The organism is Hallella absiana, from assembly GCF_025457485.1.
In the GTDB taxonomy this organism is placed as follows: Bacteria; Bacteroidota; Bacteroidia; order Bacteroidales; family Bacteroidaceae; genus Prevotella; species Prevotella absiana.
This window is the reverse complement of record NZ_JAMXSP010000011.1, coordinates 14,455-26,184: the sequence shown is the minus strand read 5'-3', so window position 1 is coordinate 26,184 and position 11,730 is coordinate 14,455. Positions and strand designations below refer to the sequence as shown.

Below are 11,730 nucleotides of genomic sequence, written 5' to 3'. Positions count from 1 at the left end.
AGACTTCTCCAGTTCTCTATTCTTGATAGAGTATGGTCTCTGAATTCAACTGGAGACACATCGCTCGAATTATATATCTACTAATGAATATCCTATGAAAACAATCTTACGCAATCTCTTATTATTATGCCTCTTGGCCTTGAGTTTGTCAGTGAGCGGTCAGCAGCGACGTCCCATTGACTCGCGTCATCCAATGTGGCTGATTCATGTCGACGTTTGGAACAAAGCCAATCCTCAGGCAATCATCGACATGATTCCAAAGGACATCCGTCCCTTTGTCTGCATGAACCTCTCACTCTCTTGTTCGTACGACACAGAGAAGGAAGTCTATAAGATGCCGCAAAATGGCGTGGCCACATATAAGTCATGGGCTACCGTTTGCCAGCAAAACGGCATGTGGTTTACTTGTCAGCCAGCCAGTGGCGGACACACACATATCCAAGACACTGACCTCGACACTTTTGAATATTTCTTCAAGCACTATCCTAATTTCCTCGGATGGAACTATGCCGAACAGTTTTGGGGATTTGACGAGAAAGGAGACAAGAGCTCGAGTACTCAGGAGTCTCGTATCGCGCTCTTTGCCAAGCTTGTGGAGATGTCGCACAAATATGGTGGCTTCCTCACCATCAGCTTCTGCGGTAACATCTGGTCGCACGCCTTGTCACCGGTAGGTATGCTCAAGCGCAATGCCGATTTACTCGCTGCCTGCAAGAAATATCCCGAGGCGATCCTATGGCTCTATAAATACACGACGACATCGTGCTTCTACAATACCGAGAGTGTCACATGGGGACCCTATATCGCCGGTTTGGCCAACAACTATGGCGTACGTTACGACAACTGTGGATGGAATGGAGCTCTCGAGGTGATGCTTGGCAAAGACAATGGGAAGAAATATCCTGTTGCGGCCGGACTCTCCACGGTCATGGAGCAGAGCTGTGTCAACGGTGGTGCTGTCTGGGACGGGCCGGAGCTCATCTGGACGGAAGATATCAAGAATCTCGACAACACAAGGGTTAACGGCTATACACACCGTAACTGGGGCTTCTATCCTGGCTTCCAAAATGTGTGGGTGGACATGTTCCGCAAGATCATCGACGGCTCCCTCTATATCCCTACACGGCAGGAAGTGCTCGGAAAGACAAAGATCGTCGTTGTCAATGACATCAACACCGGAGACATCGAGAACCAGTATGGCGGATGGAACGACCTGTACGACGGGTTGTACAAGCAGGACGATCCTATGAACAAAGGCAATGGTTACTTCATGGATAACCTGACGTGGTTCAAGAAGACCGGTCGCTATGGTGCCATTCCTATCGTGCCGGAGCTTCATGACAATCTTGCCAAGGCAATCCCACTGCAAATAAAGAAGTCGGCAAAATGGTCCAGCCAGCGCGATAAGCTTAAGGACTTTAATGCGCAGTATCCTGTGGTGAGCACGGGCGACCTCTATGTCAACCGCTACCGCAACCAGCTGATCACCTACACGCCGTACTCCTATTTTAATAAGAAACGGACGGCAACGGCAACGATACCTTTGCAGTATAACACTTGCAAGGAGTTGAATCTCACTTGGGGCATGCTCACGGCTGCCGCTGTAAGAGAATATGCTGACCATATCAACTTCTATCTCAACAACTATCGTGTCGATACCATTGCACCGGTAACCGACAGGATTGTCGTCAAGGGCGCAACAGCGAAGCCAAGCTATACCTATACGGTGGGTACGGAAACGATTCCTGCTACAGTAGCCGGCAATCAGCCACAGGCCACGCTCTCTGACACTTGGGATGCCGCTACGGGTACATACACGCTGCTTGTCTCGCACTGTGGCTCGGTCAACATCAAGTTGAGTTGTCAAGGCAACGCCACCGGACGCAGCACCGACTATCTCCCCGATACTTCCTTGGAGCGTCCCAAGCAGCCTGAAGCATACGCCGGTCCCGTCACCATCGAGGCTGAGGACATAGACTATCGATCTATTCAGGAGTGCTGTCTGAGTCCCTACAATGTTCATCCCGACGAGCGCGGCAATGCGGGCAATGGCTACATCATCATGGGAACCAGCAAGAATGGCAGTTTGCGTCACGTGTTCAATGCCAATGTCGGCGGTAACTATCGTGTGACTTTGCGCTATATGAACACCGACAAGAAGGGTAACCTGAAACTGAATGTGAACGGCACGGAGAAGAAAGTGGGCTGCGCGGTCACCGGCAACAACAATTGGAGCACGGTGAGCCTCGGCTTCCAGTTCAACAAAGGTGCCAACACGCTGACGATCGACAACATCAGCGGTACGAATCTCTGCCTTGATCAGGTTGTCTATGAGCCAACCTCTGAGCAGGTCAAAGACGATGTCGCCTTTGAGGATGAGCCCGATGAGCCTGCCATCCCCACAGATCCTGCCTATCCTTATGTCGTCCTTAAAGACAACTTCGCACAGGAAGGTAGTGGCAAGGTGCCACAAGGTTGGGTAATGGCCGATGGCGACAAGATTGTCTCTCCTGGCACCTATGGCTCTGGCCCTCGTATCTTTCAATTCCCGGAAGGCAGTACGTTTACCTATGGACTGTATGTGCGGACACCGTCCTCCAATGACGGTTATGGTATTTATGGCACAATGCCAGGCTATCAAGTGTCTTTGAAATCCTCGGCAAAATACTGTTTGGGTCTTGACGCCGTTGCTTGGAAAGATACGCCTTACTTAAAGGTAGAGGTCCTTGACGAGGAAAATGGCGTGATCAAGAGCACGATAGCTCCCTGTAAGCCTAATTTGGAAGGATCGACAACGAACACCTTCACGGGCGCCACTCATATCTCTCTCGGCTTCACGGTGCCAAAAGACGGAAACTATCTCTTCCGCTTCAGTCCTGTGCTCAATGAGAATGGTGACGGAGGCTACTGGCGCGAGACGATGATCGGAAATATTGTGCTGACCTCTGACACTCCTTCGACAGGAATACGCAATCTGTTGTTCGATGCCAAGGATGCTGGAAAAACTTACGATCTGAGTGGACGCCAGGTAAGCGGAAAGGCGACCGGCGTCATTATCAAGAACGGGCATAAGTATATCTTGAAATAGCAGACAGGAATGCTAAGACTGATATGAAGTCTACAAGAATTTTTAATGAGTGTGTATCGCTCTATTAATCAAATAACAACTAATAACTAATAACAACAGCACTATGTAGAAATTTTTATCTCTTTGTGTAGCTCTTCTTGCAGCTACCCAAATGTTTGCCAGCTTTGTGCCGAAATTCGGCGAAAATGGCAAATGCACCATTTCGCTCTCTGACCTCAAAGCAACAGATGGCGTGACGATTGACGCTAAGGCTGGGACGATCACCAGCGACGGCAAGGGCGAGTTCTATGTCGATCTGCCTGCTGAGGGCGTGGATCTGTCGGCCTGCACAAACATGACCGTTGAACAAGAAGGCGATGACATCGTACAGTTCCTGCTGGTGGAAGACGCCAAAAATGGCAAGGTCGATAACTTCTACAGTAGTAAGTATAATCTCGATCTGACAAAATACGCTGACAAGACCAGCGCTGTCAACAAGATGGAATGGCACTGCAATGCTGCTGGCACGATGACGGTGAAGTCCATCACACTGACCAAGAAAGTGGAGTCCCACTTCCAGTATAAGGCTGATGAGACCGCGCTCACTGATGTGTTCTTCCATGCATGGAGTGCCCCGACAGAAGGTGAGGACCAAGGCGCGGTTCCGTGTACGTTGGCACTGAACCAAGAGTTGAGTGGCGGTGGTCTGGTATATGGCAACGGCAATGTCGACTACTTGCAATATGCTCCTCTTGTCGGTTTCAAAGAGATCCGCATCTATGGTGACCCCGGTCTTAAATATCGTGTGCTGCTCAATCGTGAGACTGATGGTGGAAAACTCGTTGAATTGAATCCCGAGGGCGATGAAAACGGCCTTGCCGTCTGCGATATCTCGTCGCTGCCCTACGTTCATCTCAATGCCATTAAACTAGCATGGGGATCCTCTAAGGGCGTTGTCAAAGGACTTTGCGTCTCCAAGGCAACATCGACAGGCATCCGTGAATGCCATGTCGCCAATGGACAAGACATCATAGCCTCCTATAACCTTGCTGGCCAAAAGGTGAGCCGTAATGCCAAAGGACTGATCTTGCAAAAGACAAAGGACGGAAAAGTCATCAAGCGAATTGTACGCTAAGTCTGGAATTTGTATCTCATGGTATTATTTAAGCTGTAGGGAGGGAATGCTGAGAAGCATTTCCTCCCTTTGTTGTGTTTAGGCCTAATTCAGCTATATTGGAAGGTCTTTGGTGAAGGGCCGATTGCTGATTCTGACATCAAGCTCAATGCGTAGGGATTCAACGAGGGTGCCTATACACGGGCCTCCAAAATTCGCAAAATTCGGGGCAAAGGAGGACTTCGCTCTGAATTTTGGCTGTATTTGGGCGGAAAAATGTCATTTTTTAAGACGGTGGAAGGAAAGCACACGGTTTCGACCGCAATATATCATGGTGCCGGTGCCAAGATTCCAATTGCTGTATTTTGTGATGTTGATTATCTATGGTGATGAGATGATAGGTTTCAGAAAATGGCGGGCGTAAATGTAGATCGTGCTTGGTAGTAGGCTCACGCCTCACGGCGTAAGACAAACTCCAGCATGATTGTTACTCTGAAAATAAAAATCAATCTTTCTTTCCTTGACTAACAACCTGTTGAATAGTTGAATTAAACAACCTTGTAATCTACCTAAATAATAACTAAAACCTTTTCTTAAAACCTAAAAACCTTTTCGAATCTGTCTTTTTCTTAACTGTTACAAAGGTACATCTTATTCGTGTAACTGCCAAATATTAAGTGTTTGTTTTAACCTTTTCTGTGATTGCTGTGCGCGATAACAACAGTTGTTAACCAATGGTGGCAGTACTACACTTAAAGTGTTAACGATATTCATCCTTGGAAGCTGTGGTGGAGAAATGGGGCACATCGTGTCATTCCTCAAAATGGTATTTGTTCTTTAGTACCTTGTAATCCTCTTGCGCTTTGTGAAGAAACTGCTGGTATTCGGCAGACTGAGGGTTGAAGGGACGGTGCTCAAGGGCTTTGCGGATCGGGTGCCACTGCTCAAGGAAGTGGAGTGTGGCAGGAGAGAAATAGGTGTCGGCCATGCGCTCGTAGATATAGCTGACTGCCTGCTCACTGGGGTGGAGCATGTCTTCCTGATAGAAGCGGTAGTCACGGAGCTCATCGTTGACAATCTCGTAGGAAGGAAAATAGGCAACCGTCGGGTCATCAAACGTTTTGATGACCTGGTCGACAGCCAACAGCAGCGTGGCCTTGGACAGCTGACTGCCATGATAACCGTATTTGCGATAGCGGATTGGACTCACGGTAAGCAGAAACCGCGTCTTGGGAAAGGAAGAGCGGATCAACCGGATCGCCTCAGAAAGTGCCTCGGCACACTGGCTGACAGTCAGCTGCTCTTCATGGAAAAGCTTTTGCGGCCGCTTCTGACAGTTGTCCACGATCTCACCCGTGGCGATGAGGCGGTAGACATGATTGGTGCCGAGCGTGAAGACAGTAGTGCCGGGTTCGTCAGTGCAGAAGGGCAGCTGGCCGGCATCGCTAAGCCGCCTGACCGTATGGAGCACGCTCACCGGATTGTACATCACACCGAATGGATTGACGAGCGCACGGAACTTCTCTTCCTTGAACCGCTTGCCGATGTTGTCGGCAAAGCACGATCCCACGAAGAGCATCCGCTCGCAGGGCTCGATCTGCCACGGCGAGGCCGCAATGGTGACGGGTGTGGTGAACTGCATAACAGACTATCTTATCAAATCTTGTTTTCAGACTTTGCTTTCTCTAATATCGCTTTCAGGAATCGCGGCGTGTATCCCAGTTTGCTCTTGGCCACCTCTTCGGGTGTGCCCTTGGAGAGCACCTGACCACCGCCACGGCCACCTTCCGGTCCCATGTCGATGATATAGTCGGCCAACTTGATCACGTCGAGGTTGTGCTCGATGATGATCACCGTGTTGCCACGGCTGACGAGTTTTTCCAAGACCGCCATGAGAATGCGGATGTCCTCGAAGTGCAGACCCGTCGTCGGCTCGTCGAGGATGTAGAGCGTCTTGCCCGTGTCGCGCTTGCTGAGCTCTGTGGCGAGTTTCACGCGTTGGCTCTCACCACCGGAGAGCGTCGTGGAGCTCTGTCCGAGTTTGATGTATCCGAGTCCCACGTCCTGCAGTGCCTTGATCTTCGGCAAGATGGTCGGCACGTTCTCGAAGAACTCCACGGCCTGGTTGATCGTCATGTCGAGTACGTCGGCAATGGACTTGCCTTTGTAGCGCACCTCCAGTGTCTCACGGTTGTAGCGTTTGCCGTGACATACCTCGCAAGGCACATAGACATTGGGCATGAAGTTCATCTCTATCGTCTTATATCCGTTGCCGCCGCAAGCCTCGCAGCGGCCGCCCTTGACATTGAACGAGAAGCGTCCCGGCTTATAGCCACGGATCTTAGCCTCGGGCAATTCCACAAACAGATTGCGGATGTCGCTGAACACGCCTGTGTAAGTGGCAGGGTTGGAGCGCGGTGTGCGGCCGATAGGACTCTGGTCGACGTTGACCACCTTGTCGATGTTGTCGATGCCGTCGATGCTGTCGTAGGGCATCGGCTTTTTGAGCGAACGGTAGAAGTGCTGTGAGAGGATAGGCTGCAAGGTCTCGTTGATGAGCGTGGACTTACCCGATCCCGATACACCGGTGACCACGGTCAGCGTGCCGAGCGGGAAGGAGACGTCGATATGTTTCAAGTTGTTGCCCGACGCACCGTGGATGGTGATCATCTTGCCATTGCCTTTTCGGCGCTCGGCCGGAATCTCGATGGCGCGCTCACCATTGAGATACTGAGCGGTGAGCGTGTCGGTCTTGAGCATCTCTTCCGGCGTGCCCTCGAAGACCTCCTCACCACCTTTGCGTCCTGCCTTCGGTCCGATGTCGACAATCCAGTCGGCGGCGCGCATCATGTCCTCGTCGTGCTCGACGACGACGACGGTGTTGCCTTGGTCGCGCAGTTCCTTGAGCGAGTTGATGAGTCGCTCATTGTCGCGCTGGTGCAGTCCGATGCTGGGCTCGTCGAGGATATAGAGCACGTTGACGAGCTGCGAGCCGATCTGCGTAGCCAGACGGATGCGCTGGCTCTCACCGCCCGAAAGTGTTGCCGACTGGCGGTTGAGGGAGAGATAGTTAAGACCCACGTCGAGGAGGAACGACACGCGGGAGCGCAACTCCTTGATGATCTCGTGGGCAATGCGCTTCTTGCCTTCTTCGAGATGATCCTCGACCTGGTCGAGCCAGTCACGCAGCAAGTCGATGTCGAGGTTACTGACCTCGCTGATATCCTTGTCCCAGACACGATAGGCGAGAGCCTCTTTCTTCAGTCGTTTGCCGTGGCAGACGGGACACTCCTTGTCGGCCAGGAACTGTGAAGCCCATTTCTGTCCGGCTGCGCTGTCGTCGCTCTCGATGAGCGTGCGCAGGTATTTCACGATGCCGTCAAAGGCCACGAAGTAGTCCGTCGAGGTGTGCACCTTCTCTTTGTCGATGCGTATCTCTTCGAGCGTGCCGTTCATCAGTTCGTCGACAGCGTCCTCGGGTATGTCCTTAAAAGGCGTCTTGAGGTTGCAGTCGTATTTGCTGAGTATCGACTCTATCTGCCAGAAGATCATCTGGTTCTTGTATTTGCCCAGCGGCGCGATGGCTCCTTGATGAATCGAGAGGGTAGGGTCGGGGACCACCTTCTTCATGTCCACCTCGCTGACCACGCCGAGTCCTTTGCAATGAGGGCAGGCACCTTCGGGTGAGTTGAACGAGAAGATGTTCGGAGCAGGATCGCCGTAGGAGAGGCCAGTGGCGGGATCCATCAGCCGTTTGGAGAAGTTGCGGCACTCGTCCGTCTCCTTGTCGAGCATCATGATGGCACCGTCGCCTTGGCGCATGGCCGTGGCGATGGTCTGAGCCAGACGCTCACCGTCGTCGGGGCGGACGCGCAGCTTGTCGATGACCACCTCGATGTTATGATTCTTGTAACGGTCTGTCTTCATGCCGCGGGCAATCTCCTTGATCTCGCCGTCCACGCGGACATAAAGGTAGCCTTTGCGGCGCAGGCTCTCGAAGAGCTCGCGGTAGTGGCCTTTGCGCTGGCGGACGAGGGGTGCAAGGATATACACTGCCTTGCCGGCATAGTCGTGGAGGATCATGTCGACGATTTTCTCCTCGGTGTATTTCACCATCTTCTGTCCGCTGAGATAGCTGTAGGCCGTACCGGCGCGTGCGTAGAGCAGACGCAAGTAGTCGTAGATCTCCGTCGTGGTGCCCACTGTGGAGCGTGGATTCTTGTTTGTCGTCTTCTGCTCGATGCTGATGACGGGGCTCAGTCCCGTGATCTTGTCGACATCGGGCCGCTGCATGTTGCCCAGGAAGTTGCGGGCGTAGGCCGAGAACGTCTCTATGTAGCGGCGCTGTCCTTCGGCGTAGATGGTGTCAAAGGCCAACGACGACTTGCCCGAACCCGAGAGTCCGGTGATCACCGTCAGTGAGCCACGCGGAATCTTCACGTCGATGTTCTTCAGGTTGTGGACGCGTGCGCCATAGACGTCGATCCATCCGTTCTGGAACTGAGGGTAGAGACTTCTGTCTTTTTTATTCATTGTTGTTGCTTGTCGTTTCTGAGTATCCGCGTAACAGGTTCACGTCACGCTTGATATGATAGTTTCGCCCGTCGGCACCTTTGGCCTTGACGAGCACGTAATAAACACCCTGCGCCACGTCCTTGCCGTGGAATTTGCCGTCCCATCCTCCTGCAGGGTCGTCCCAGGAGTATAGTTTTTGTCCCCATCGGTTGAAGATAGTGGCATGGAACTCCACGATGCTCTTGTATCCGCTTTTGACCTTGTAGACATCGTTGATGCCGTCGCCGTTGGGCGAGAAGGCGTTGGGCATCTCCAGTTTGCTCTCCGCGATGGCGATAGAGAGCGGCGAGCCCTCGCTCTGCCAGTAAGTATCGGTGTAGGCGATGGTGTCATTGCCCTGCACAAAGGTGGCCCAGAGCTCCACGAGATGTGTGCCGGCCTTGGTGAACGTGTACTGCGTGTCGGTCTCATATCTGACGAGATAGGGATTGGAACGCTGGCCTTCGAGATAGAAATGCCATTCATAGTGGGCATTCCACCCCTCGGTATCGGTGGCATTGGCGTGGAAGGTAGCCGCCAGGGGAGCCTGGTCGTCGGCAGAGGTCACGGTTTGCTCGTTGCCCTTGCTGTCGGTGTAGGTAAACGACGGAGCAATGGCGGGCGTGGACTGAGCCATGCCGAGCAGCGGGCATGTCAGCAAGAGTGCGGAGATGATGGTGCGAGTGATGTTCATTACGATAATGGGTTGATGCAAAGTTAGTGATTTTTATAGGAAATGAAGTGTAGATACGGATATTTTTTGTATTTTTGCAAGTGATTATTCTTAGAAGTATTCATTCATACGATTATAAAAAAGAAAAGATAGAAATGATTCAGCGTTTTATAGGCAGAGCGTCGCGCTGGCGGCTACTTCTGCTGTATCTGTTTTTTGTTGTGGCGGTCCCTGCTTGTGCACAAGACACGTCCAATCATATCTATAAGGTAAAAAAGAGTGACACGCTCTATGGCATCGCCCACTATCACGGCATCACCGTAGATCAGCTGATCAATGCCAATCCCGAGATGAAACTGCCGGGCTACCAGCTCCATAAGGGTGCTCGCCTCTATATACCTGCTCCCCAGAATGCTGCTGCTACGAACAGTGCAGCCACTAAGCCCGTGGCTCAGAGCACTGCTGCCAAGCAGGGCAAGGTGCTGCGCGTGGGTGTGGCGCTGCCCCTGCACAATGTCGACGGCGACGGCAAGCGCATGGTCGAATACTATCGTGGCATTCTCCTGGCTTGCGACAGTCTGAAGCGTACGGGCTATTCCATCGACATCCACTCCTGGAACCTCGACGCTACGGCTGATCCCACGATCATGACACACGACCCGGCAGCCGCTCAGTGCAACATCATCTTCGGTCCGCTCTATTCCGTACAGGTTCATGCGCTCGCAGAGTTCTGCAAGGCGCGCGACATCAAACTCGTCATCCCGTTCTCAATCTCCGGCGATGACGTGACCAGCTATACCCAGATCTTCCAGATTTGGCAGAGCGACGACAAACTCAACAACAACGCTATCGAGGCTTTCCTCAAACGCTATAGGGATGCGCGCGTGGTGCTTATCGACTGCAACGACAAGACTTCGAAGAAAGGCAACTTCACCTTCGGGCTGCGCAACCGGCTCTCCGCCCGTGGTCAGGAATATCGTGTGACGAACCTCAACAGCAGTCTGGAGATGTTTGGCAAGGCCTTTGCCCCAAACCGTCTCAACGTGGTGGTGCTCAATACCGGACGCTCGCCCGAGCTCAATCAGGCGATCGCCAAGTTGCGTGCGCTGCGTGCTCAGCAGCATGGGCTGAGAGTGGCGCTCTTCGGCTACAACGAGTGGCTGATGTATGCGCCCGGCAATGTCGACACGTTTTGCTCGTTCGATACCTGCGTGCCCTCCTATTATTATTACAACAGTGTGGATCCGCGTACGAAAGCTTTGGAAGCTGAATATCAGAAATGGTTCCACACTCAGCCGATGTATGCTTATCCCCGTTTCTTCCTCACGGGTTACGACCATGCGCAGTTCTTCCTCCGTGGTCTGGCCAAATACGGCAAGGCCTTCAAGGGCACAGCCGGACAGAGCACTTACCGGCCTTTCCAGACTCCGCTCGTCTTTAAGCAGGTGGGAGATAAAGGTATGCAGAACGACAACTTCCAGCTGATCCACTTCGCGACCGGCGGACGCATCGAGTCACTCACTTATTAACATTCGAAATCATCGCACATGAAGCATCTGCTCATCCTATTTCTCTTCCTGGCTCTGCCCTGGTCGCTCTTCGCGCAGATCGGTGAGCATCGCAACACGCTGTCGGTGGGACCGACGGCCGGATGGAATATCACCAACATCAAGTTCACCCCGAAAGTCGAACAGAAGGGCTTTGGCGGATTCTCCGGCGGCGTGGCGCTGAGATATACGGTCGAGAAATATTTCTCCACCATCTGCTCCATACAGTTGGAGTTGAACTACGCGCAGATGGGTTGGAAAGAGGATATCAAGGACATCAACAACAATCCCGTCATCAACGCCACAACGGGTGCGGCGGAGAACTATAGCCGTACGATCAACTACGTCCAGGTGCCCTTCCTGGCGCATCTGGCTTGGGGCAAGGAAAAGAAAGGACTCAACTTCTTTGTCAATGCCGGACCGCAGTTGGGGGCGTATATCAGCGAGTCGACAAAGAGCAACTTCGATTTCGACAAGCGCAACACCGCTGACCGCGTGAGCAGCGTCGTGGCGCAAGACACGATGAAGGTGGAGAAGAAGTTCGACTACGGCATCGCGGCCGGTCTTGGCGTGGAATATTCCATCCCGAAGGTCGGTCATTTCCTGCTTGAGGGTCGCTACTACTATGGTCTGGGAAATATCTATGGCGACTCCAAGCGCGACTATTTCGCGTCGAGCAACTATCAGACCATCAGCATCAGGCTGACTTATCTCTTTGATCTGGCGCACTAAAGCAAATCAGAGTCTCGTGAATTATTAACTACATAAATTTAAT

General features: G+C 52.4%; 7 protein-coding genes. 4 read left to right on the top strand and 3 right to left on the bottom strand.

What is annotated here, in order from left to right; all coding sequences use genetic code 11:
- Positions 1–94: 94 nt before the first annotated feature.
- Together NG346_RS07235 and NG346_RS07230 are read left to right on the top strand one after the other, a co-directional pair.
- On the top strand, positions 95–3,088 hold the full coding sequence (locus NG346_RS07235) for a glycoside hydrolase family 98 domain-containing protein (protein WP_262288524.1): 2,994 nt from the start codon (positions 95–97) through the stop codon (positions 3,086–3,088).
- A 151-nt stretch (positions 3,089–3,239) separates the two neighbouring features.
- On the top strand, positions 3,240–4,202 hold the full coding sequence (locus NG346_RS07230; RefSeq protein ID WP_262288523.1) for a hypothetical protein: 963 nt from the start codon (positions 3,240–3,242) through the stop codon (positions 4,200–4,202).
- Between the two features lie 790 nt (positions 4,203–4,992).
- Here the strand turns inward: NG346_RS07230 and NG346_RS07225 are convergent.
- From NG346_RS07225 to NG346_RS07215, 3 genes are read right to left on the bottom strand one after another with little or no spacing between them, the layout of a single operon-like run.
- On the bottom strand, positions 4,993–5,823 hold the full coding sequence (locus NG346_RS07225) for a GSCFA domain-containing protein (RefSeq protein WP_262288522.1): 831 nt from the start codon (positions 5,821–5,823) through the stop codon (positions 4,993–4,995).
- Between the two features lie 14 nt (positions 5,824–5,837).
- On the bottom strand, positions 5,838–8,714 hold the full coding sequence (uvrA, locus tag NG346_RS07220) for an excinuclease ABC subunit UvrA (protein ID WP_262288521.1): 2,877 nt from the start codon (positions 8,712–8,714) through the stop codon (positions 5,838–5,840).
- Entirely contained in the window at positions 8,707–9,429 is a 723-nt protein-coding gene (locus tag NG346_RS07215; RefSeq protein ID WP_262288520.1) for a gliding motility-associated C-terminal domain-containing protein, read from the bottom strand. Before NG346_RS07215 ends, uvrA begins: the two co-directional genes overlap by 8 nt.
- 134 nt (positions 9,430–9,563) lie before the next feature.
- On the opposite strand from NG346_RS07215, the gene NG346_RS07210 reads away from it, so the two are divergent.
- Together NG346_RS07210 and NG346_RS07205 are read left to right on the top strand one after the other, a co-directional pair.
- Positions 9,564–10,937: a LysM peptidoglycan-binding domain-containing protein gene (locus NG346_RS07210; protein WP_262288519.1), complete on the top strand. Its 1,374-nt coding sequence runs from the start codon at positions 9,564–9,566 to the stop codon at positions 10,935–10,937.
- 18 nt (positions 10,938–10,955) lie between these two features.
- Positions 10,956–11,687, top strand: a complete 732-nt coding sequence (locus NG346_RS07205) for a porin family protein (RefSeq protein WP_262279870.1) — start codon at positions 10,956–10,958, stop codon at positions 11,685–11,687.
- Positions 11,688–11,730 lie beyond the last annotated feature (43 nt).